The organism is Cutibacterium sp. (genome assembly GCF_030525615.1).
In the GTDB taxonomy this organism is placed as follows: domain Bacteria; phylum Actinomycetota; class Actinomycetes; order Propionibacteriales; family Propionibacteriaceae; genus Cutibacterium.
In genome coordinates, this window is record NZ_JAUNEJ010000009.1 from 39308 (window position 1) to 62322 (window position 23015).

Annotated in this window: 22 protein-coding genes, 4 tRNA genes and 1 riboswitch; of the genes, 4 read left to right on the forward strand and 22 right to left on the reverse strand. The window is 61.4% G+C overall.

The genetic code is table 11. From position 1 onward, the window contains the following. Positions 1-110: 110 nt before the first annotated feature. The 17 genes from Q4B98_RS10360 to Q4B98_RS10440 all read right to left on the reverse strand — a co-directional run bounded on the left by Q4B98_RS10360 (position 111) and on the right by Q4B98_RS10440 (position 13960). Positions 111-3590 (reverse strand): DNA-directed RNA polymerase subunit beta, encoded by a 3480-nt coding sequence (locus Q4B98_RS10360; protein ID WP_303197245.1) that lies wholly within the window; start codon positions 3588-3590, stop codon positions 111-113. A gap of 202 nt (positions 3591-3792) precedes the next feature. Next, entirely contained in the window at positions 3793-5082 is a 1290-nt protein-coding gene (locus Q4B98_RS10365; RefSeq protein ID WP_303197246.1) for a hypothetical protein, read from the reverse strand. A 105-nt stretch (positions 5083-5187) separates the two neighbouring features. Beyond that, positions 5188-5580, reverse strand: a complete 393-nt coding sequence (gene rplL, locus Q4B98_RS10370) for a 50S ribosomal protein L7/L12 (protein ID WP_303197247.1) — start codon at positions 5578-5580, stop codon at positions 5188-5190. 13 nt (positions 5581-5593) lie between these two features. Continuing rightward, on the reverse strand, positions 5594-6208 hold the full coding sequence (rplJ, locus tag Q4B98_RS10375; protein ID WP_303197248.1) for a 50S ribosomal protein L10: 615 nt from the start codon (positions 6206-6208) through the stop codon (positions 5594-5596). 336 nt (positions 6209-6544) lie between these two features. After that, positions 6545-7243: a 50S ribosomal protein L1 gene (gene rplA, locus Q4B98_RS10380; protein ID WP_303197249.1), complete on the reverse strand. Its 699-nt coding sequence runs from the start codon at positions 7241-7243 to the stop codon at positions 6545-6547. A gap of 68 nt (positions 7244-7311) precedes the next feature. Then, on the reverse strand, positions 7312-7743 hold the full coding sequence (rplK, locus tag Q4B98_RS10385; RefSeq protein ID WP_154563946.1) for a 50S ribosomal protein L11: 432 nt from the start codon (positions 7741-7743) through the stop codon (positions 7312-7314). Positions 7744-7872: 129 nt separating this feature from the next. Then, on the reverse strand, positions 7873-8772 hold the full coding sequence (gene nusG / locus Q4B98_RS10390; RefSeq protein WP_303197250.1) for a transcription termination/antitermination protein NusG: 900 nt from the start codon (positions 8770-8772) through the stop codon (positions 7873-7875). Positions 8773-8795: 23 nt separating this feature from the next. Further along, complete coding sequence (gene secE / locus Q4B98_RS10395; protein WP_303197251.1) at positions 8796-9413, reverse strand: preprotein translocase subunit SecE; 618 nt, start codon at positions 9411-9413, stop codon at positions 8796-8798. A gap of 93 nt (positions 9414-9506) precedes the next feature. Continuing rightward, positions 9507-9579: transfer RNA gene (locus tag Q4B98_RS10400), tRNA-Trp, on the reverse strand. 213 nt (positions 9580-9792) lie between these two features. Next, complete coding sequence (locus tag Q4B98_RS10405) at positions 9793-11058, reverse strand: aminotransferase class I/II-fold pyridoxal phosphate-dependent enzyme (protein ID WP_303197252.1); 1266 nt, start codon at positions 11056-11058, stop codon at positions 9793-9795. Between the two features lie 84 nt (positions 11059-11142). Continuing rightward, positions 11143-12273 carry a UDP-N-acetylmuramate dehydrogenase gene (locus Q4B98_RS10410; RefSeq protein ID WP_303197253.1) on the reverse strand — a complete coding sequence of 377 codons (1131 nt, stop codon included), beginning with the start codon at positions 12271-12273 and terminating at the stop codon, positions 11143-11145. Continuing rightward, positions 12270-12686 carry a MaoC/PaaZ C-terminal domain-containing protein gene (locus Q4B98_RS10415; RefSeq protein ID WP_303197254.1) on the reverse strand — a complete coding sequence of 139 codons (417 nt, stop codon included), beginning with the start codon at positions 12684-12686 and terminating at the stop codon, positions 12270-12272. The genes Q4B98_RS10410 and Q4B98_RS10415 overlap by 4 nt, the downstream gene beginning before the upstream one ends. Then, positions 12683-13111: a MaoC family dehydratase N-terminal domain-containing protein gene (locus Q4B98_RS10420; RefSeq protein ID WP_303197255.1), complete on the reverse strand. Its 429-nt coding sequence runs from the start codon at positions 13109-13111 to the stop codon at positions 12683-12685. The genes Q4B98_RS10415 and Q4B98_RS10420 overlap by 4 nt, the downstream gene beginning before the upstream one ends. Before the next feature lie 124 nt (positions 13112-13235). After that, a complete protein-coding gene (rpmG, locus tag Q4B98_RS10425; RefSeq protein ID WP_303197257.1) occupies positions 13236-13406 on the reverse strand; it encodes a 50S ribosomal protein L33 in 171 nt (56 codons plus the stop codon). A gap of 57 nt (positions 13407-13463) precedes the next feature. Continuing rightward, positions 13464-13538, reverse strand: a tRNA-Met gene (locus Q4B98_RS10430). Positions 13539-13601: 63 nt separating this feature from the next. Then, positions 13602-13674 (reverse strand) — tRNA-Thr (locus Q4B98_RS10435). A gap of 205 nt (positions 13675-13879) precedes the next feature. Beyond that, positions 13880-13960: transfer RNA gene (locus Q4B98_RS10440), tRNA-Tyr, on the reverse strand. Between the two features lie 164 nt (positions 13961-14124). Between Q4B98_RS10440 and Q4B98_RS10445 the strand changes: the two genes are divergently transcribed. Both Q4B98_RS10445 and Q4B98_RS10450 read left to right on the forward strand, forming a co-directional pair. Further along, complete coding sequence (locus Q4B98_RS10445) at positions 14125-14349, forward strand: hypothetical protein (RefSeq protein ID WP_303197258.1); 225 nt, start codon at positions 14125-14127, stop codon at positions 14347-14349. Positions 14350-14818: 469 nt separating this feature from the next. Beyond that, a complete protein-coding gene (locus tag Q4B98_RS10450) occupies positions 14819-15712 on the forward strand; it encodes an exodeoxyribonuclease III (protein WP_303197259.1) in 894 nt (297 codons plus the stop codon). Position 15713: 1 nt separating this feature from the next. On the opposite strand, the gene Q4B98_RS10455 is transcribed toward Q4B98_RS10450, so the two are convergent. The 5 genes from Q4B98_RS10455 to Q4B98_RS10475 all read right to left on the reverse strand — a co-directional run bounded on the left by Q4B98_RS10455 (position 15714) and on the right by Q4B98_RS10475 (position 19636). Then, positions 15714-16649 (reverse strand): enoyl-CoA hydratase/isomerase family protein, encoded by a 936-nt coding sequence (locus Q4B98_RS10455; RefSeq protein ID WP_303197260.1) that lies wholly within the window; start codon positions 16647-16649, stop codon positions 15714-15716. A gap of 131 nt (positions 16650-16780) precedes the next feature. Then, positions 16781-18352 carry a polyprenol phosphomannose-dependent alpha 1,6 mannosyltransferase MptB gene (gene mptB / locus Q4B98_RS10460; RefSeq protein WP_303197261.1) on the reverse strand — a complete coding sequence of 524 codons (1572 nt, stop codon included), beginning with the start codon at positions 18350-18352 and terminating at the stop codon, positions 16781-16783. Continuing rightward, the gene (locus Q4B98_RS10465; RefSeq protein WP_303197262.1) at positions 18349-18651 is read right to left on the reverse strand and encodes a 4Fe-4S binding protein; all 303 of its coding nucleotides are present in this window, start codon (positions 18649-18651) and stop codon (positions 18349-18351) included. The genes mptB and Q4B98_RS10465 overlap by 4 nt, the downstream gene beginning before the upstream one ends. After that, positions 18651-19241 carry an NADH-quinone oxidoreductase subunit C gene (locus Q4B98_RS10470; protein WP_303197263.1) on the reverse strand — a complete coding sequence of 197 codons (591 nt, stop codon included), beginning with the start codon at positions 19239-19241 and terminating at the stop codon, positions 18651-18653. Before Q4B98_RS10470 ends, Q4B98_RS10465 begins: the two co-directional genes overlap by 1 nt. Continuing rightward, a complete protein-coding gene (locus Q4B98_RS10475) occupies positions 19238-19636 on the reverse strand; it encodes a proton-conducting membrane transporter (protein WP_303197265.1) in 399 nt (132 codons plus the stop codon). Before Q4B98_RS10475 ends, Q4B98_RS10470 begins: the two co-directional genes overlap by 4 nt. Positions 19637-19857: 221 nt before the next feature. Here Q4B98_RS10475 and Q4B98_RS10480 point away from each other — a divergent pair, with 221 nt between their 5' ends. Together Q4B98_RS10480 and Q4B98_RS10485 are read left to right on the forward strand one after the other, a co-directional pair. After that, positions 19858-21765, forward strand: coding sequence for a 2-oxoacid:acceptor oxidoreductase subunit alpha (locus Q4B98_RS10480; protein WP_303197266.1), 1908 nt, complete (start codon positions 19858-19860; stop codon positions 21763-21765). A 1-nt stretch (position 21766) separates the two neighbouring features. Continuing rightward, positions 21767-22852 carry a 2-oxoacid:ferredoxin oxidoreductase subunit beta gene (locus Q4B98_RS10485; protein WP_303197267.1) on the forward strand — a complete coding sequence of 362 codons (1086 nt, stop codon included), beginning with the start codon at positions 21767-21769 and terminating at the stop codon, positions 22850-22852. An 85-nt stretch (positions 22853-22937) separates the two neighbouring features. Next, positions 22938-23015, forward strand: a riboswitch (cobalamin riboswitch). This riboswitch is flagged as partial in the annotation.

Consider the following 23015-nt stretch of genomic DNA (forward strand, 5'->3'; position numbering starts at 1 on the left):
AGTCGGGGTGTCTATGTGGGTCGGGTTGTCCGGGCCCGTCCCCACCCCCGTCAAACGGACTGTGTTCAGGGGGCCGGGGCGAGGGCATCGCCCCGGCATATTTGGCTAGATCAGTCGGCCATGGCGTTGTCAGCACCGGGACGACGCCCGATGTCAATACCGAGACCAGACCGGGTGTCCTCCTCAGAGGTACGCAGGTCGATCTCCTGGCCCTCCGAGTTGAGCACCTCAACGTTTAGGCACAGCGACTTCATCTCCTTGACGAGCACCTTGAACGACTCAGGGATACCCGGCTCCGGGATGTTCTCGCCCTTGACGATCGCTTCGTAAACCTTGACACGGCCCGGAACGTCATCGGACTTGATGGTGAGCAACTCCTGCAGTGCCCAAGCGGCACCGTAGGCTTCCATCGCCCACACCTCCATCTCGCCGAATCGCTGACCACCAAACTGAGCCTTACCGCCGAGAGGCTGCTGGGTAATCATCGAGTACGGGCCGGTGGAACGGGCATGAATCTTGTCGTCGACCAGGTGGTGCAGCTTCAGCATGTACATATAGCCCACACCCACCTTCGACGGGAAAGGCTCGCCGGTACGACCATCGAAAAGGGTGGCCTTACCGTCAGCGTCGACCAGCATGTCCCCGTCGCGGGTCGGGTGGCCGTACTTCAGCAGACCGGTGATCTCCTCCTCGGTGGCACCGTCGAAGACCGGAGTGGCTAGACGGGATTCCTCGGGGATGTCGACAAGACCGACCTCGCGTAACCGCTCAGCCCAGTCGCCCTCGGCCTGGGTGATGTCCCAACCTGAGTGGGCGATCCATCCCAGGTGCATTTCGAGCACCTGACCCACGTTCATTCGGGAAGGCACGCCCAGCGGGTTGAGGATGATGTCAACTGGGGTGCCATCAGGCAGGAACGGCATGTCCTCGACCGGGAGGATCTTCGAGATGACGCCCTTGTTACCGTGGCGTCCGGCCAGCTTGTCACCAACAGAGATCTTGCGCTTCTGAGCAACGTAGACGCGAACCATCTGGTTGACGCCAGGTGCCAACTCGTCACCGTTCTCCGCGTCGAAGATACGCACCCCAATAACGGTGCCCTCTTCGCCGTGAGGAACCTTGAGGGAGGTGTCACGAACTTCGCGTGCCTTTTCTCCGAAGATGGCGCGCAGCAGACGCTCCTCCGGGGTCAGCTCGGTCTCTCCCTTCGGGGTGACCTTGCCGACGAGAATGTCGCCAGTGCCGACTTCGGCGCCAATGCGCACAATGCCGTTCTCGTCCAAGTTAGCCAGCATGTCCTCGGAGACATTCGGGATATCCCGGGTGATCTCCTCAGCACCCAGCTTGGTGTCTCGGGCGTCGACCTCGTGCTCCTCGATGTGGATCGAGGTCAGGACGTCGTCAGAGACGATTCGCTGGGACAAGATGATGGCGTCCTCGTAGTTGAGACCCTGCCACGGCATGAAGGCAGCCAGCATATTGCGACCGAGGGCAAGCTCGCCCCTGTCGGTCGACGGGCCGTCAGCCAGCGGAGTGCCAACCTCGACGCGCTGGCCAACTTTGACCAGTGGACGCTGGTTAATGCAGGTACCGGCATTGGAACGACGGAACTTCTCCAGCTTGTAGGTCTGGTAGGTACCGTCGTCACAGGCGATGTCAATAAGGTCAGCGCTCACCGACAGGACCGACCCGGCCTTCTCAGCGAGGGTAACGTCACCGACGTCAACCGCACAGCGGTACTCCATGCCGGTTCCGACGAACGGAGCCTCGGTGCGAATCAGGGGTACGGCCTGACGCTGCATATTCGCACCCATCAGGGCTCGGGACGCGTCGTCGTGCTCGAGGAAGGGGATCAGGGCAGACGCCACCGACACCATCTGGCGTGGGGAGACGTCCATGTAGTCGACCTCGGCGTTCGGTACCTCGTCAGCCTCGCCGTGGCGCTTTCGCACCAGCACTCGGTCGTTAACGAAGTGACCATCATCATCGACCTTGGCGTTGGCCTGAGCGATGATGTGACGGTCCTCTTCGTCAGCAGTCAGGTAGACGACCTCGTCGGTGACCTGCCCGTTGATGACCTTGCGGTAGGGAGTCTCGATAAAGCCGAAGGCGTTGACTCGAGCAAAGGAGGCCAACGAACCAATCAGTCCGATGTTCGGACCCTCAGGGGTCTCAATCGGGCACATCCGACCGTAGTGCGACGGGTGAACGTCTCGGACCTCCATGCCGGCCCGATCGCGGGACAGGCCGCCAGGACCCAGGGCCGACAGACGACGCTTGTGGGTCATCTCGGCCAGCGGATTGTTCTGGTCCATGAACTGCGACAGCTGGGACGTTCCGAAGAACTCCTTGATCGCTGCCGTCACTGGGCGAATGTTAATCAGGGTCTGCGGGGTGATGGCCTCAATGTCCTGGGTGGTCATGCGATCCCGCACGACGCGCTCCATACGACCAAGACCAGTACGCAGCTGGTTCTGGATGAGTTCACCAACGGTGCGCAGACGACGGTTCCCAAAGTGGTCGATGTCGTCAGATTCCACGACGATGTCGTCACGGCCTTCACGTGGCAACGTCTCAATGCCCTCGTGCAGTGCGCACACGTAGTGAATCGCTGCAACGATGTCGTCGATCGTCAGCACTTGCTGGTCGAATGGCAGCGACAGACCGAGCTTCTTGTTGATCTTGTAACGACCGACTTTGGCCAAGTCGTAGCGCTTCGGGTTGAAGTAGTAGTTCTCCAGCAGCTGCTGAGCAGCATCGCGGGACGGCGGCTCGCCCGGGCGCAGCTTCTTGTAAATGTCCAGCAGAGCCTGGTCGTGGGTCTCGACCCCGTGATCCTTCTCGAGGGTCTGCCGAATCGACTCGTGCTCCCCGAACTCCTCAAGGATACGATCGGCGGTCCAGCCGAGAGCCTTCAGGAAGACAGTGACGTTCTGCTTGCGCTTCCGATCGAGACGGACGCCAACGGTGTCACGCTTGTCGATCTCAAACTCAAGCCAAGCGCCACGCGACGGAATCACCTTGCAGGTGAAGATGTCCTTGTCGGAGGTCTTGTCGGCGGTCTGTTCAAAGTAAACGCCCGGAGAGCGCACCAGCTGGGAGACGACGATACGCTCAGTGCCATTGATGATGAAGGTGCCCTTCGAGGTCATCAACGGGAAATCACCGATAAAGACCGTCTGCGACTTGATCTCCTCGGTCTCGTTGTTCATGAACTCTGCGGTCACGAACAGCGGGGCCGCGTACGTCGTGTCACGATCCTTGCACTCGTCAACGCTGTGCTTAGGCTCTTCAAAGCGATGATCCCGGAAAGACAGGGACATCGTCTGGGAATAATCCTCAATCGGGGAAATCTCCTCAAAGATCTCCTCGAGGCCGGACTTGGTATTGATATCTGTGCGCCCCTCTGCAAGGGCGGCGTCCACATGGGATTGCCATATCTCGTTGCCGACGAGCCAGTTGAACGACTCAACCTGCAGGTCAAGGAGGTTGGGAACTTCCAACGGCTCGTGAATCTTAGCGAATGAGATTCGTCCCGACTGGGGCGAAATGGCGTTGGTGTTCTTCGACGCGGTGCGCGTGGCGGCCAATGTGCGGTCCTTCCGAGAACTCCTACAACCGACCCGTCGGCCGGTCTGAGGGCATGACGAACCGCCCATGTCAAACATGAGCGATCGCTGGCAATGGTGCAAGAAAAAACTATACCCCAGTCAGGAAGCGAACACAAATGAAGTGCTGCCGCAGGTTAACTGTGCCCCATACCCGCTGTTGCGGGCAAGCGTGACGCGCAGCTCACCTCAAGCACAACTGCCGCCACAGTTGCTCAACGAGAGGGTCTACCTCCTCCTGGATGAACGAATGACACCACCCTTCAGGCGTGCTCCCGACTAGAAAAGGAACCCGCCGCAGGGTCGTCTCACCCGTCGTCCACCACAAGGTGCTCAGCGATGGTTCCTCGCCCTGCCGACTCTCAATGAGGGTGGCGCTGCATGGACATGCCGACGCCTGCGGCGTAGAGTGCTGCGAACCCATTGGCAACGACGGAGTTGGCAGAAGTGGCCCATGATCGACGATGACGATGTGGGTGCCGTCACGAGATAAATGGTGTATCGAGCGATGAGGCCGCGCCTGAGACCGGGTACGCCTCAGTAGTCCCTCATCGGTGATGATACGGGTTTGGCCGGGTTCCAAAACCACAGGTTTGCGATCGGTGTCGTCCATGGCGGCCCTCAGGAAGGCAACCGCAGGATCGCACGGGGCTGCGATCCTCTGAATAACCGGAGGAGAATCACCGGGGACCTCAATAACCTGCGCCACCAGTTCCCCACCCACTTCAGCACTCCACGTCACCGCCGGGCAGTCGCCATTGAAGATGGCAGGATGGCCAGGATGTCGACGCTCGAGGCTCACACCGCCCCACGCGAAAGCCGCCACGCACTCTTCATCGACTGGAGACAGCCCGGGATCGGCAAGGATACAGCCAGCACTCCACCAGTCGTCATCGACGACAACACTGGCGAGTCCCAACATCGTGCGCATGACGACAGCACCCTCTTCGCCGCCGTCGATCAACCTATAAGGGCTACGCGGTACTGCAACCGTCATGGTGGCAGGGGGCTGGTCTGCGGGTACCGGCAGGTCGATGACATGAGCAACCCACTCGTCATCGCTCGCGGCTATATCCGACGGGTCGCCTTCCACCTGGTCGGGATCAGTGGGCGTACCGTCCCACTCTGACGGAACCGCTTGTATCAAGGCCTGCAACACAGATGTTGTCGGCGGTTCGACGGCACACCACGGCAAGGCAGGTGCGTCCGAGGGCAAAAGCCGACACCAGTCGTCAGTCCACGCAACCAGCCATGTTCCGTCAGGGCCAAGGAGCACTCCCCCATGCGCCAGGTAGCCCCCGTCGGCATCCCGCCAGTCGTCCCAGTTGCTGATGACAACGAGGTCGTAGGGGTCGATACTGACTCGACCCCACGGGTGGGTCGAGGACATCCACGATCCGCCTACTAACCACTCGACACCTGCGATGACAGCGACCGGGTCACTTTCCCACGAAACGATCTTGGGTGTGGTCATCGTCGTCACCCCGCACTCGAAATCCTGCACATCGAGGTATCACCTGGGTGTACGGCGGGGCCTGCCCCCGTAGGGAGCAGACCCCGCCATAAGCCAGTCAGATCGTCACTTCAGGGTGACGGTGGCACCGGCAGCCTCGAGGGCCTCCTTGGCCTTCTCGGCGTCCTCCTTCTTGGCCTTCTCGAGAACGGCCTTCGGGGCGCTCTCGACGAGATCCTTGGCATCCTTCAGGCCGAGGCTGGTGAGGCCACGAACCTCCTTGATGACCTGAATCTTCTTGTCGCCAGCCGACTCGAGGATGACGTCGAACTCGTCCTTCTCCTCCTCAGCGGCAGCAGCCTCGCCGCCGGCAGCCGGAGCACCGGCAGCAGCGACAGCCACCGGAGCGGCGGCGGAGACGTCGAAGGTCTCCTCAAACTGCTTCACGAACTCAGAGAGCTCGATGAGGGTCATCTCCTTGAAAGCGTCAAGGAGCTCTTCGTTGCTGAGCTTCGCCATGATGGGCGTCCTTTCACTCGTTGGTGTTGTCCTGGGCGGCGGACGCCTCAGGGGTCTCGGTTGTCTTGGTCTCCTGGTCAGAAGCCTCTCCAGCTCCACCGATCACAGACGGATCGGCAGCAGCCTTATCCTGCAGAGCGCCAAAGCCACGGGCGGCCTTGGAGGGCAGGGCATTGAAGACCACAGCGGCCTTCGTGAGGTTGGCCTTGAGGCCGCCGGCGAGCTTAGCGAGGAGGACCTCACGGGACTCGAGATCGGCAAGCTTCTTGACCTGGTCGGCGTCGAGGACGTTGCCGTCCATCACGCCGCCCTTGATGACCAGGAGCGGGTTGTCCTTTGCGAAGTTCTTCAAACCCTTGGCCACGGAGGCCACGTCACCGTTGATGAAGGCAAGGGCGGTGGGGCCGACGAGCTGATCGTCAAGTCCCTCGATACCCGCCTCCTTGGCGGCAATGCGGGCGAGGGTGTTCTTCGCAACGGCATAGGTGGCGTCACTCCCCAGTGAACGGCGCAGGTCCTTGAGCGCCGACACGGAGAGACCGCGGTACTCGGTCAGCACGGTGGCGTCGGCCGAGGAAAACTTCTCCTTCAGCTCGGCGACCGCAGCGACCTTGTCAGGCCTAGCCATTGGGTCTCCTTCCCACTTCTCGTACGTCATGCTGGCAGCTGAGCTGTCAACACCGGAGCCGTAGGGAGGACACAAGAAAGCCCCGGTGCACAGGCGCACGACGGGGCAAGAAAATCTCGACGTTCACCTGCGCGGGTCATTCGTCACTCCGAATGCTTGGCGGGAAATCCCGGCCAGCGGTCTACGGCAACTCGACAAATATAACTGACCAGCTGCGAGGGACCAAATTGGCAGACGGCCCTACAACCAGACAGCTTTCGAGACCAAGCAGCTTTCACAAATAGACGGCCCCCGCAACCATGGGGCTGCGGAGGCCGTCGTCAGTTAGTCAGTTGGTCACGCTTCGACGCGAGCGGCGGCAGGATCAATCTGCACGCCCGGACCCATCGTCGAGGAGACGGTCACCTTGCGAAGGTAACGACCCTTAGTGGCATTCGGCTTGAGACGCAGCACTTCGTCGAGAGCGGCGTAGTAGTTCTCAACCAGCTTCTCCGGCCCGAAGGAGACCTTTCCGATGAGGAAGTGGAGGTTGGCGTAACGATCAGTGCGGAACTCGATCTTGCCACCCTTGATGTCGGAGACAGCCTTGGCGACATCCATGGTGACAGTGCCGGTCTTGGGGTTTGGCATCAAGCCGCGCGGACCGAGGACGCGGCCCAGACGGCCGACCTTGCCCATCATGTCCGGGGTAGCAACCACGGAGTCGAAGTCCAAGTATCCACCCTGGACCTTGGCAATGAGGTCGTCGTCACCGACCTCGTCGGCGCCCGCAGCGCGAGCAGCCTCGGCCTTCTCACCGGTGGCGAAGACGAGGACCCTTGCCGTCTTGCCAGTGCCGTTGGGAAGGTTGACGGTACCGCGAACCATCTGGTCAGCCTTCTTGGGGTCTACGCCAAGACGAATGGCCACATCGACAGTCTCGTCGAACTTGGCCGACGCACCGGAAGCAACTAGGGCCAGAGCCTCCTCAGGAGAGTAGAGCTGGTCGAAGTTCACCTTCTCAGCGGCCGCGCGATATGCCTTACTGCGCTTCATATCTGGTTCCTTTCACCAGGTGTGGTGAGGGCAGCGCGTGCCCCTCCACAAGAATTGTCTGTGGGTTGTCAGGCCTCGACCTCGACGCCCATCGAGCGGGCGGTGCCGGCCACGATCTTCATGGCGGCCTCGACGTCGTTGGCATTGAGGTCGGGCATCTTGGTCTCGGCGATCTCGCGGACCTGATCCTTGCTGATCTTGCCGACCTTGTGAGTCAGCGGATTCTCGGTGCCCTTCTTGATTCCGGCAGCCTTCTTGATGAGCTCGGCAGCCGGCGGGGTCTTGAGGACGAAGCTGAAGCTGCGGTCCTCGTAGATGGTGATCTCAACCGGGACGACGTTTCCGCGCTGTCCCTCGGTCTGAGCGTTGTAGGCCTTGCAGAACTCCATGATGTTGACACCATGGGGACCAAGAGCGGTACCAACTGGCGGGGCCGGGGTGGCCTGTCCAGCCTGGAGAGCGACCTTGACAAGAGCCGCTACTTTCTTCTTAGCAGGCATTGATGGGTCCTTCTTTCGGTGGTGACGACATCGGTTGATGCCGTCAATGCGCGTCCGGCGTGACGAGCGTCCGGACACAGACGCACCGGCCAAGTCTAAGCAACTCGGCCGGTGGCGCCAAAATCACAGTCAGATCTTCGCGATCTGGTTGAACTCCAGGTCCACCGGGGTGGAACGCCCGAGGATCTCGACCAAGGCCTTGACGCGCTGGTTGTTGGTATTGATCTCAGTGATCTGAGCCGGCACTCCAGCAAATGGACCATCGGTGATCTGAACCGACTCACCAACTTCGTAATCAGCAACCTCAACCTTGGGCTTGGCCTTGGGCGAGGGAGCCTTATCGGCATTCTGGTGGTTGACCTTAGCGATCACCGACGGGGTGAGCATCTTGACGACCTCGTCGAAAGTCAGCGGGATCGGGGTAGCGGACTGGCCGACAAATCCGGTCACTGACGGAGTGTGTCGCACAATGCCCCACGAGTCGTCAGTCAGGTCCATACGCACCAGCACGTAACCGGGCAGGTACACCCTGGTGATGGTGCGGCGGGTGCCGTTACGGATCTCCACAACCTCTTCGGTGGGGACGACCGTCTCAAAGATGTAGTCCTCCATGTTGAAGTTCTGCACCCGGGCGTCAAGGTTCTGCTTCACCTTGTTCTCCATGCCGGAGTAGGTGTGCAGCACGTACCACTCGCCAAACTTCGAGGACAGTTCGTCGCGCAGCTCCTCGATAGCGGCGTCAACGGCATCCTGATTGCCAACCTCTGCTGGCTCGTCCTCCTCGGACTTCTCCTCGTCGTCTGCCGCCTGGCCGATACCGAGGTTCCGGGCGATGTCGTCATCCGAGGCTTCCTCGGACTTGTCGTCACCAAAGTCGAGGTTGATCTCCGGTTCTTTGGTGGAGTCCTCCTCGCCGAGGTCTCCAAGGTCGATCTCGACCTCGTCCTTCTTCTCGGTCTCGTCGGGGGTCAACGCGTCGAGGTTGATCTCTACGTCGTCGTTCTCGCTGAAATGGGGGCTGTCAGTCACAGGTCAATTCTCCAAGGTGATCGTCAGTTGCCAAAGAGCTTAATGATGATCCATCCGAAGAGGACGTCCAAGCCACTGACGTAAGCGATGATGAGCAGAACGAAAATGAGGACGACGAGGAAGTACTGGCCCAGCTCGTCGCCGGTAGGCCATTTAACCTTGCGCAGCTCGGCAACCGACTGCTTGGTAAACGTCACCGGACCGGTGCGGTGTTTGCGCTCTTCAGCAGACTTCTGCTTGCTGGCTTGTTTGCGGACGGGAGCCTTGGTCAACTTGCGCTTAGGTTTACGACCATCCGGCTTATCGGCGGGCTTCTCGTCAGAGTTGTCCTGGGAGTCCTGACGCTCCGGCATACCGCGACGAGCCGGCTTACCGGCGGCGTCCTTCTTGCGCACCGGGCGGCTGGAGCGAGCTGATGTGGCGGCCTTCTCGGCCTCCTGGAGCTGCTCGGGATCGTCGATCCCCCCGTCTTTCGGATCGGTCTTGTCGGGGGTCGTCAGCTCCTCGGCTTGGGGGTCGACGACATCGTAATCCTCAGCCTCCGGAAGGTTCCGGGATGCGAGGTCCTCTCCCCTCGGAGCCAGCTCGCCCTCGACGGAAGGATCTTCTCCGTCGCTGAGGTTTCGCTTCTCGTCGGTCACGCTGTTCCTTCGGGTCCTGCCTGACGGTTGGTGCCGTGGATCAGGACTTCGCCACGGCTACGCAACAGGGTTTCGCCCCGCGCATGCGTCTCGCAGGGCACGAGGGACTTGAACCCCCAACCTGCGGTTTTGGAGACCGCTGCTCTGCCAATTGAGCTAGTGCCCTTCGGCGTCGCCCGGGTGGCAACGCCAGCACAGGGAGTATAGGAGAGAATTCGGTCTCGCGTCGAATCAGGCCCGCAAACCTTGCCCGAGATTCCCCTACTTGCCATGCACCTCGCCAGCATCACCGACCCCATCCGCCTCGTGATCCCAGTGTCACCGGCCCCATACCTTTCTTGACCGGGTACGGGGCCACCACAAGGGGTTTAGGGCTAGCTCAGGCGGCCAGAAGCTTCTCCGTGGCCGCCAGCAAGACACAGGTCGAGACACCTTCCATGGCTTCCCTCAGTTCATCCATACCGGGGAATGACGGAGCCAGCCGAATAGTGCGATCGTGCGGATCATGATGAAGCGGGTGGGACGCTCCGGCCGGAGTCAAGGCGATACCGGCTTCCTTGGCCAAGGACACCACTCGAGAAGCTGTGCCATCCATGACGTCAAGGGTGATGAAATAACCGCCGCTCGGGTGGGTCCAGGTGGCGACATCGCGACCGCCGAGCCGACTGGTAAGAATCTCGTCGACCAGCGCGAACTTCGGGGCGAGAATCTTGCGATGGGCGCGCATGAGTTGACGAACGCCCTCAGCGTCACCCAAGTACTGCGCATGACGCAGCTGGTTGACCTTGTCAGGGCCAATCGAGCGAATCGCCGCGTGTCCCAGATACCACTCCAGGTTAGCTTTGGACGAGGCCAAGAACGAGACACCGTCACCAGCGAAGGTGATCTTGGAGGTCGAAGCGAGTTCGAAGACACGATCCGGGTTACCGGCCTCTTCAGCCCACTGCAGCACCGGCAGCGGCGCAGGTTCGGTGTCGGTGAGGTGGTGCAGGGCATAGGCGTTGTCCCACCAGATACGGAAATCGGGGGCGGCGGGCATGGACACCAAGGCGCGAACGGTCTGCTCGTCATAGACGACACCATTCGGGTTAGCGTACATCGGCACTACCCACATACCCTTGACCGACGGGTCGGCAGCCAACTTGGCCACCTCGTCAACGTCGGGGCCGTGCTCGCCCAGCTCCACCGGAATCATCTCGATGCTCAGATGCTCACAGATGGCGAAGTGACGGTCGTAGCCGGGCACCGGAGCGATGAACTTGACGTTCTGGCCACACCACGGCTTTTCCCCAGCAACGCCATGGACGAAAGCGAACATGGCCAGATCGTGCATGATCGACAAGCTGGAGTTGTCGGCGGCAATGATGTGGTCGACGTCGACGCCCAGCAGGTCACCGAAGATACGGCGAATCTCTGGGAGGCCGCGGTTACCGCCGTAATTGCGAACGTCCTGACCGTCCTCGGCATGGGAGGGGACATCAATCTTCAGCAGATCCGCATTGAGGTCGAGCTGTTCCGGAGAAGGCTTGCCGCGGGTGATGTTCAGCGAGACACCACGAGCGACGAGCTTGCCATGCTCGCTACTCAACTGCTCGTGCAGGGTGGACAGATCATCGTGGGACAAGTCGGTCAACGGAGTCGTCATAGTCCAATGATGGCCCCTGCACCCACCTGGACGCTAGGCAACCCCACGATACGAAATTGGGTGGCCTAGATATCTGTGCCAGCCTCAGACAGCACAACCGACAAGACGCGGTTCGGGCACCAATGTGATGCCATATGCGTCGCGAACCCCGGCAATGACGGTACGTGCCAAAGCGATGAGGTCCTCAGAGCTGGCACCGCCCCGATTGGTCAGGGCCAGCACGTGTTTGGTCGACAAGCTCGCTGGAGATTCTTCGGACACCTTGAACCCTTTACCGAACCCTGCGTGGTCGATCAACCATGCGGCGCTCGTCTTCACTCGACCGTCAGGCTGGGGAAAGGCCGGAGCACCCTCAGGGACGTCCTCGGAAGCGACCAGAGGGTTGGTGAAGAAAGACCCTGCACTCCAGGAGTCGTGGTCGTCGGGATTGAGAACCATCCCCTTACCCCCGCGCACCTTCAACACCGCCTGGCGGACCTTGGACGTGTCGACCCTCTCACCCGGCTCAACCCCAAGACGACGCGCCAGCTCGGCATAGCGGACCGGCAGCGACCGGGTACCGAGGTTGAACTGCATTGTGACATCCAAGACGACATATCGGTCCGGCTCGGTCTTGAACCGGCTGGTGCGATATCCAAAACCGCACTGGTCAGCGGTAAAGGTGCGCTGGGTGTCATCGACCCGGTCCCAGGTGCGCACCCGAGCGATGAACTCACAGACCTCGACACCATAAGCGCCGACATTCTGGATGGGAGTCGAGCCAACCAGGCCGGGAATACCGGAGAGGAACTCCGGACCAATCCACTCCTGCTCGATGGCGTGGACAACGAACTCATCCCACACCTGCCCGGCGGCAACCGTGACCAGCGCACCGCCACATGACGAAACTTCTGCAGACAATCCGGAGGTCCCGACGCGCACCACGGTGCCGTCGAATCCGTCATCACCCACCAGAACATTGGACCCACCGCCAAGCACCAGGCACGGCTCGCCACGGCCATCACAGTCTCGGACGGTCTGTAGTAGCTCGTCATTGGTCTTCGCGATGACGAGGTGACGTGCCGGGCCGCCTACCCGCAACGTCGTCAATGGAGCGAGTGGGACGTCATCCCCGCCAGTCAGGGTGGTCGTGGTACCAATCGCCTCGTGATGGATGGTGCTGCAGGCCTCGGTGGGATCGTCGTCCTCATACGGCCCGATGATGGTGGTACTCACTGCTCCTCCTGCCTGACGACGACCTCAACTCGTCCGAGTACGGACTGTCCGCCGCACCTAACGTCAACTCCGAGGGTCGCGGTGCCGTCGGCAACCGTGCGCACTGTGGCAGAAACCTCAATGGACGTGCCCTCTTTAGTGTCAGGCACCAACACCGGTCGGGTGAACCGAGCTCGCTGGGACATCACGTGCTCGGGTCCGCCGACCCACGCAATGACAGCACCCAAGGCCGCCCCCATCGTCCACATGCCGTGGGCAATGACACCGGCCATTCCGGCCTCGCGGGCCGCACGGTCGCTGTGGTGAATGGGATTGAAATCCCCGGACGCACCTGCGTATCGGACCAAGGTGGTCCGAGTCACGCCAATAGTCCGCGGCCCGAATGTCTGACCTTCCGTCAGATGGACGCTCATGCGTCAATTCCCGGACGGGTATGCCACAGGGTCGAGGTGGCGTTGCCCAGGTGCTCGCCATTAACGTGATCCAGCGACACATCAATGCCGATGATGTCAGTGTTCCCCCGGGTACGAACCGAGGTAATCGTCAACGTCGAGGTGACCTCGTCACCCTTGTGAAGCGGGCGAATCCAGTTGAAGGACTGGTCGGTGTGAATCATGTGCTCTAGCTGGAGACCAAGCCGCTCATCGTCAAATAACGCCTCCCACGCCCGCGACGCCAGCACCATGGCGAATGTCGGCGGTGCAATCGGGTCATCACCCCGGTAGGCCGGAGCAGTGTCACCCAGGGCGGTGGCAAGCTCCCGGATCTTCTCCGCAGTAACGAGGTAAGGGTCTGTTGTCGGATACGTACGTCCGACGTCATCGGGAGTGATCGGCATACTTATCAGGCTATCCCAAGGCTGCGATGAGGCCACCCCAGACCCCCGCGACGAATGTGAACACAACAACGAGGAGCCACCATCAGGCGGCCCCTCGTCAACGTTTTAGATCGAAACCCCGAAATCAGCGAGTCTCGCGATGCGCAGTGTGCTTATGGCAACGCGGGCAGAACTTCGAAAGCTCCATACGATCAGGGTTATTGCGACGATTCTTCTTGGTGATGTAGTTGCGCTCCTTGCACTCGGTGCAGGCGAGCGTGATCTTCGGGCGAACGTCGCCGGACTTCTTGGCCATCTTTCCTACTTTCGAGCCGTCTGGAGTGTGCGCTCCCGAGTTTCCCCGGTTTGTTTGTGGTAGCGGGGGCGGGAATCGAACCCGCGACACAGCGATTATGAGCCGCTTGCTCTACCCCTGAGCTACCCCGCCATGTGATCCTCGGCGCCCCTAGGGACCCGGCCCACCGGGCGAGTGGGGCCGATTCACACTCAGAGCCCCCAAGCAGAATCGAACTGCTGACCTTCTCCTTACCATGGAGACGCTCTGCCTACTGAGCTATAGGGGCAACGAATGAGAAAGCTACACGAGCTTCCGACCGTTGGCAAGTCAGGATCCGAATCCATTGATTCCCGAGATCAAAGCCGTTGTAGAGACCGGGTTTCAGGCAATTCGGAACGTCCCGCCTCGATTGCTTCCTCAACCGGACAGGTCGGTCGACGATACAGGCTTAGCGAAACCAACCCCCGAATCCATCCGATCCGGGGGTTGCGTGGCAGGTGTTGGATTCGAACCAACGTAGGCGAACCGACGGTTTTACAGACCGCTCCCTTTGGCCACTCGGGCAACCTGCCGTGCTGGCGCGAACCAGCGATCGAAGATACTAGCAGGCATGCCGACGTCATGACCAATCCGCAACGACACTCCCATAAAGCCCCCGCGTACGTAGGCATACTTTTCCCCGCGAAAAGAAGGGCAGGTCAGCGACGATGGGGTGTACATGTTGAGGAAGGGGTCGATGGCAGCTAGATACGAGATCACTAAGAAGTACGCTAAGGCGTATGCGGCAGCGCCGAAGAAGGGAAAGTCGCAGATCCTCTACCACGTCGTCGAAGTGACCGGCTGGAACCGGACCATGCCCCGCCAGCAGTTACGTGGCCGTCTACGCCCGCCTCCTGGACCAGCAGTCACCATGGTCGCGGTGATCGATCGGCGTACAACGAAGGCGCGAGTACTCCTATGATGCCCGGCCGGTGTTACAGCGTGTGTGGGAGGCCTCGGGGGTAGTTACCGACAGTATCTCGTCCCAGCTATGGCTGATCTGATTGAGGGAATGGAAGCTCAAGGTTCCCTTGTGGTAGGCCACAATCACTACAGCACCCACGGCAAGGCCGACCAGCTAACCACCACGTTTCGAGGGGAATAACCTGTGAGGCAAGGCCCACCCCTACGCGGGGATTTGACAGTGAGGCACCACGCTCACACACCGGGAGCATTCAGCCAAATCTGCCAAAAAACCGCCACGATGACGTTGGTATCGCGATTTCGGGGCAGCTTTTGGCAGATTTGGCTGATGTCGGCTACGGCAGCACCTCGGTGGGGTTGACAACGATGGATTCCAACCCGCGCTCGGCGAGCGCAGGGGCGCAAACTTGGCGCAACCCCGACGGGAGCCACCGTCGGTCCAGCGCCCGTGTGACAGACTCTCCCCCATGCGCATCGCCAGCTTCAACATCAACGGCATCCGAGCCGCACTGAAACGAGGATTCTCCGACTGGATGGAGAATCGGGACTGCGACGTGATCGGCCTACAGGAGGTGCGCTGCCGCCCCGCCGATCTTCCGGAAGGAGCTTTCGGGAATCACCACGTCTCTTGGGCGCCGGGGTCGCTGGCAGGACGCAACGGCGTCGCCCTACTGACCCGAACCGCGCCAACCGAGGTGCGATCTTGGGGAACCCACCTTGTCATGACTCCCGGCGAGTCACCCGATCTCGACAAGGCCCGCACCGGAAATACCGACGGGCTGCCCTCCGAGCTGCTGCCCTTCGCCGAGGAGGGACGATACGTCGAGACCGATCTAGCCGACGCCCCCGTCACCGTCGCCTGCCTGTACCTACCCAAAGGAGCCACTCCCGACCCCAACAACGAGAAGTCCATGGCGAAACAGGGCCGCAAGATGGCCTTCCTCGCTGGATTCCGAAACCACCTGACCGCTCGCCAACAGGTGTGTGCAGCTCAGGGACGCCATTTCCTCGTCATGGGTGACTTCAACATCGCCCATGAGAACGCTGACCTCAAGAACTGGAAGTCCAACCAGCGCAACGAGGGGTTCTTGCCCGAGGAGAGGGAGTGGTTCGACACCATCCTCTCCCCCGACACCCTCGTCGACGTCGTTCGCGCCAAGCACCCGGACGTCGACGGCCCCTATTCCTGGTGGAGCTGGCGTGGCAAAGCCTTCGTCAATGACGCCGGCTGGCGCATCGACTACCACCTGGCCTCACCGGAGCTGGCAAAGAAGGCAGTCACGGCCGAGATTGACCGTGACCCTTCCTATCAGGAGCGCACCTCTGACCACGCAGCCGTCGTCGTCGACTACGACCTGTGAGTCAGGAGGGGTCGAACATTTCCTCGACTCGCCGGGCCGAAACGTCGGCCAAGCTCTTGTGCGACCAGTGCGGGTTACGATCCTTGTCCACCAATTGAGCGCGCACCCCTTCACAAAAGTCCGAGTTGCGCATGAAGGAGCGCCCCAGGGCGCGATCAGTCTCCAAGATCTCAGCTAGCCCTGACGCATTCTCGGCCTTGATGACAGCGGCCAGGGCGACTGCGACAGACAGTGGGCAGCGAGTCGCAATGCGCTCAGCCGTCTTTCGCGCCGCCTCCTCCGGGCGATCGGCCAAGCGACGGCACACCTCGACTGGATCGTCAGTGTTGTAGCACTCCTGAATCCAGGTCGCGTCGCGAGCGAGCTGGCAGGCGACTGGATCGACGTCAGCGGGGTTACCGTCGGCATCTACGACCTCGTCCACCAAACCTGCCCACAAAGCCGAGGCTGCGTCGATGGAGACTCCCGTCATAGCCAGGTGACGTCCGACAAGGCGTGGAGCCCGGGACAGCTCGAATGACATACCGACGTCGGGCCACAGCCCAATACCCGTCTCTGGCATGGCCAAGACGAGGTCTTCGCGCGCCTCGACCTGCTCGAGACGCAGTGCCAGTCCCAGACCACCGCCCATGGATATGCCGTGCAGATGAGCAGTCCCGGAATGGACCGCCGCTATCGCCGTATCTACGTCGTACTCAAAATCCAGCCAATCGCCAGCTGCTTCCGGGTCCTCTAGGGCCAGCGATCTGAGCTCACGAATGTCAGCTCCGGAGCAATAACCGCGTTCTCCTACTCCCGACAGGTCAATGCTGCGTGGTGACCCTTCGGCGGCCTTTCCGATGGCCGCCAACATCTCGCCGGATAACGAGTTAATGGCTCGGGGACGATCCAGGGTGATCGTCACGTTGTCGGTACCGCTGATCTTCACCTCATCCATGCCCCAAGCCTGCCACCTCACCGACTCACTGCCACACACCTCACAAGGGTTTTATCGCGACGCAGCAATGATTCACGCTGCACAACGAGTCAGGGGGCTATGCAGATCGAGGCTAACCTGACGATTGACGATCACGACCGGTCAGGAGTCGTATGTCGGTGCGGAACAGGAAGATCTTTGTGCGTCCACCTTTGTCCCAGGCTGCGTTCGTGCCAGACCATTCGGGCTGCCAATACCAACACCAGCGCGACGCCCAGAGCCACTGAACTATTACGCCACGACAAGTTAACGGCGTCGAAAGACAGCAAGATGACGGTGGCCCACACAGCCGGACGCACGTACCGGGCCGCTTCGTCGATCAAAGGCAGCAAAAGGACCCCCCACAACACGTACCAGGAGTGCAGGGCGGGGGCGCACAGCGCCACGGCGAGAAACCCCAAGGACAAAAAGGACAGTGGTTTGCGGGGCAACAGCCGGATCGCCATGATGACCAAGAGCGCCGCGCCGACGAGCACGCCGATGGCCTGAGCAATAGGGATGACAGCCACCACCGCCTGGTGAGCCCCGAAGAGTCCGAGAACGATACGCACCCCCATACCTATGAGGGTGAACGGCGAGACCGTCAGCACCATGCCGGGAACATCGACGGCGTGATACCAGCCGAATCCCAGACCAGACGCCCAAGAAATGCCAGCAAACACCGCCACCGATACCGCAAGCGACCCCACCGCGCGTCCGAAGGCTGGAAAGAGGTCACGGGGATACCACGACTTCATGGGATGACGAATAAGCGGCAATGCCACGGCGACCAGGAAGGCCGGTTGCTTGACGGCTGCCGCTGCTCCCACCAGCACCGCCCCCACCAGCCACGACCAGCTCGTCATGCAGGCCAGCCACAACCCGACGACGGCCAGGCCCATCATGAGGGAGTCATTGTGAGCCCCTCCGATGAAGTCAACTACCAGAATCGGGTTGAGAATGGAGAACCAAGCGGCGAAGTGCGGATCACGACCGACCTTGCGCGCCACTCGCGACATCAGCAGGCCGATGGCGATAACGCCGAGAAGGGCTGGAATACGCATGAACACCGCAGACCAATACGGGTTGTCACCGGTGAGATGGACGATGAGACGCTGCACGACCAGAGCCAGCGGGCCATACGGGGTTTTGGTGTAACGCCATTCTTGAGCCACCTGGTCCGCGAAGGCACCCGGCAGCAGTCCCGGATACCCCTCATACGGGCTGATTCCGTTTTCCAGCAGCCATCCCTGTGCCGCGTAAGAATAGGCGTCGTGACTGAAAATGGGTGGTGCCACCAGGAAAGGCAACCCCCAAACCCCCAGGACCGCCCACGGATGCAGGCCAGCACGTATCCCCTTGAAGTGGCGACGCTTGGTGACGGGTTTCGTGACGTCCTCAGGTTCGCGTCCCGGGCGTAGCCGAAGCCACGAATCCACCAGCAGACCGACGCCGACAAGGACCAGCAGAGTGCCGACGACACGCCAGGTTGACCCACCCAGTCCGGCCTTATCGAGCCGAGACCACCACGGTGAATTCAGCGGCAGGTAGGCCGGGGTCAGAGATCCGGCCGTGATGAGAATCGTGGCGACCAATCCCTCCAGGACCGCCCGGGACCGCCACGCACGCAGGTAGGCACACCACTTGACGTGGATACCTCGACGCCAGCCAACCGGCTGTTTCACCGGTCACCATCCGATCTCCACGCGCTGACGAGGTTCGTTCTCGTCGCAGCGTCCGGCACCCGCTCATCACTCCACGACAGGGCGTCGAAGGGGCACGACTCAATGCACATCCCGCAGTACATACACAGTCCCCAGTCGATCGTGAATTGGTCGAGGACAGCAACGGTACGGGGGCGGCGAGCGTCAAACACTGATTCGTTATGGGCGTCGATGGTGATACACCACGTCGGGCAGGCCCGAGCACAGATGACACAAGAGGTGCAGGAGTCGACGTCGAGGTCAATTGCGCAATGCCTCATCATCGCCTCCCCGGTGCGGTCCGAGTGGTTCCGACGACTCGGCTGGCACGCGAGCGAGGACGCCGTCCCGACATGGCCTCGACGATCTCGGTAGCCGGGATGTCCTCACCTTCTTTGAGTCGCCGCCAGGTCTCAGGATCGGGAACGCCAGCGGGCAGGGCGCGGCGTCTACTCGCTGACGTCGAAGTGGCCGCCTCAGCCGCGCCGGGCCAGGTCGTTTCGGCTCGCTGAGTCAGCACGACCTCCTTGCGCAGCGGCGTCCTAGGGGCACCGTGAACGAGGAGGGCGCGATTGTCAGCTCCGGGACCAACGAAGGTCACCCCGAAGAAGTCGTGGATTTCGCGCTGATACCAAGCGGCTCCAGCCAAGACGTCGACGATTGAGTCAAGGCGACCGCCTTCACGGGGTACCCGGGTGGAGACTGTGACGTCATCCCCGTCATGACTTTCACACCGGCACACGACGATGATGTCGTCGTCATGCCCGCCTACCCCATCGATGGCTGTCAGATCGGCCAGCCACGGGTGGCTAGCCACGGTCTCGGCAACTGCGTCATGCCAGGTGTCAGCAGAAACGTCGACAGTCGTCATGCCGCCTCCCGCGAAGCAGCCAAGAAACTGGTGAGGGTGTCGGGAGCGGGCGGACAGCCGGAAATCCAATGATCGGCCTCGACGCCGACCGCGGAAAGTCCGTCGACAACTCCCACTGAATCCCAGTAGGGGCCGCCGGCACACGCGCACGCCCCAAAAGCCACGACGTCGACAGGATGGTCCTTGCGCAATGTCTCAATGGTCGAACACACCACGGGAGCCAACACCGTCGAAATGGTTCCCGACACCACCGCGACAACCGGAGCACCTGAAGGGGCGTCTTGGAGCGCAGGGACAGCAGACGGCACTGCTGCCCCGCTCTCGACCCCACAGCAGGCCAAAGCAAGGTCGACGACGTACACAGACCCGTCGGCAAACCAGTCGATGAACTTCACCGGACTATCGTATCGACGATACTGCTCAGTAATACCTACGCGCTAGAGCGGCGCTCAGCCGTCACGATCGCCGCGTTGGGCGGGTTGCAGAGGATGATAGCGTTAGTAGCCGGTTCCGATGCAGCCGGACGTGCATCGCGAGTGCGGTCTGCCGCCACGCCGTGATACGCCCCGCCCCGTGACGCGCCCAGCGGAATCCCGCGACAAGAAAAGAGGTCAGAGTGCCTTCCACTGACACGGCACATCCCACCACTGACGAGCGAGAGGTTCAGTCCCTCGACCGCGTTGTCATTCGATTCGCCGGTGACTCCGGCGACGGTATGCAGCTGACCGGTGACCGCTTCACCGCTGAGTCGGCCGTTCACGGCAATGACGTGTCGACCCTGCCGAACTTCCCCGCCGAGATTCGTGCCCCTCAAGGCACCGTCCCCGGTGTGTCGAGCTTCCAGGTACATTTCGCCAATTACGACATCGCCACCCCGGGCGACCAGCCCGACGTCCTGGTGGCCATGAACCCGGCAGCCTTGGCCGCCAACCTCAGCGATCTTCGTCGCGGCGGTCTCATCATCCTTGACTCCGCAGAGTTCACGGCACGCAACCTCAAGAAGGTTGGGTATGCCGAGGACCCGCGTAACGACGGCACCCTGGAGTCCTACCAGGTCGTCGAGCTGGACCTCACCGGTCTGGCGGTGGCCGCCGTCAAGCCCTTCGACCTAGGCCGCAAGAACTCTGAGCGAGCCAAGAATATGTTCGCCCTGGGTCTGCTGACCTGGCTGTACGGACGCCCGCTCGGCCCCTCCGAGAAATTCTTGACCAGTAAGTTTGCTTCCAAGCCGGATATTCGCGACGCCAACATCGCCGCCCTCAAGGCCGGACATGCCTATGGCGAGACCTGCGAACTATTCCGAGTCCGATACGAGGTGGCTCCGGCCCCGATGCCGGAGGGTACCTACCGTCAGATTACTGGCAACCTCGCCACCGCTTACGGCCTCATCACCGGTGCCAACCGCGCCGGTCTGCAACTTTTCCTCGGCTCCTACCCCATCACCCCGGCCTCCGACATCCTGCACGAGTTGTCCAAGCGCAAGGCCCACAACGTCATCACCTTCCAGGCTGAGGATGAGATCGCCGGCGTCAGCTCCGCCATCGGCGCTTCCTTCTCCGGCTCCTTGGGAGTGACGACGACCTCGGGGCCTGGTATGAGCCTCAAGTCCGAAGCGATCGGCCTGGCAGTCATGACCGAGTTGCCGCTGGTCGTCGTCGACGTGCAGCGCGCCGGCCCGTCTACCGGCATGCCGACCAAGCCCGAGCAGGCCGACCTGTTGCAGGCGATGTTCGGACGCAACGGCGAGTCTCCTGTCGTGGTACTCGCGGCCAAGTCCCCGTCAGACTGCTTCGACACCGCTCTGGAGGCTTGTCGTCTCGCAGTGACCTATCGCACCCCGGTCATCATGCTCTCCGACGGTTACCTTGGTAATGGCGCGGAGCCGTGGAAGGTGCCCGATCTCAATGAGATTCCGCGCATTGACCCAGGCTTTGCCACCGCGCCCAACTCGACCGCTGCTGACGGGTCACCGAAATTCATGCCGTACCATCGCGATCCGGAGACCCTGGCTCGTCCGTGGGCACTGCCGGGCACCAAGGGCTTGGAACATCGCATTGGCGGTCTGGAGAAGTCAGCTCGTACCGGTGCCATCTCGTATGACCCCATGAACCACGAAGAGATGGTCACCACCCGCGCCGCCAAGGTCAAAGGGATTGCCAAGACCCTTCCTCCGACCGTCGTCGACGACCCCTCCGGAGACGCCGACGTCCTGGTGCTGGGCTGGGGTTCCACGTATGGTCCGATCACTGCTGCGGTGCGTCGGGTTCGTGCTCGCGGTTTGTCCATCGCTCAAGCCCATGTGCGTTACCTCAATCCGCTTCCAGAAGACCTGGGAGACGTGCTGCACCGTTACCGTCGGGTCGTTGTTCCTGAGATGAATACCGGCCAGTTCGCCATGCTGCTGCGCTCGAAGTACCTCGTCGACGTTAAGACGATTTCGCGGGTGCGGGGACTGCCGATCTCCCCGGTGGATCTGTGCGAAGAGCTGTGCCAGTACTGCAACGACGAGACCAAGGAGGCCTGAGATGACTGACATCACCACCGAGGATCGTCCCGCCGGACTTGCCGGTGTGCCGCTGGCCGTTGAGCCGCTTAAGCGCCGTGACTTCGTTTCTGACCAAGAGGTTCGTTGGTGCCCTGGCTGTGGCGACTACGCGATCTTGTCCACCTTCCAGGGGGTACTGCCTGATCTGGGTATCGCCAAGGAGAACGCCGTCGTCATCTCGGGTATCGGCTGCTCGTCACGATTCCCGTACTACATGAATACCTACGGCATGCACTCCATCCATGGTCGTGCCCCAGCCATCGCGACGGGAGTGGCGATCTCGCGACCCGATCTAGCCGTTTTCGTCATTACTGGTGACGGTGACGCCCTGTCCATTGGCGGCAACCACCTCATCCACGCCATGCGACGCAACGTCAATCTGACCATCCTCATGTTTAACAACCGGATTTACGGTTTGACGAAGGGTCAGTACTCCCCCACCTCTGAGGCTGGCAAGGTCACCAAGTCCTCTCCGATGGGATCCATTGACGCCCCGTTCAACCCACTGGCCGTGGCGTTGGGCGCGGAGTGCTCCTTTGTGGCTCGCGCCGTTGACTCCGACCGCAAGCACCTCGCCCAGGTACTCACTGCGGCCGCCAAACATCGCGGTACTGCCTTTGTCGAGATGTATCAGAACTGCTCGATCTTCAACGACGGTGCTTTCGACGACTACAAAGGTCCGGAGGCAGAGCAGCACCTCATCCGTCTGGTTGACGGCCAGCCAGTTCTGGTCGGGTCCGACGGAACCCGAGGGGTGGTACGCGACCCTGTCAGCGGCGAGTTGACGGTCGCTGACGTCGCTGAGGTGGGCATGGACCACGTACTTGTTCACGATTCCCACCGCGCAGACCCATCACTGGCTTTCGAGCTGGCCCACCTCGATGATGGTGTCATCGTCAGCCAGACCCCGGTCGGAATCTTCCGCGACGTGGAACGCCCCACCTATGACGACCAAGCTCGCGCCCAGCTCACTCTGGCTGCTGGCGACGCCACTGACCAGGAGTCCCGCGACGCCGCTTTGGCGACCCTGCTGGCTGGAAACGACACCTGGCAGGTTCGCGGCTGATCGCCAACGGGCCTAGCTATTCGAATCAGGACGCTGCTGCCGCCCCAAACGGGCGTATTCTTAACCCGTCAGCATCCCCACGACTGACCCACGTCACCTTGGGGATGCTGGCACCGCAACTGCAGGGGAATCCGGTGTGAATCCGGAGCTGTCCCGCAACCGT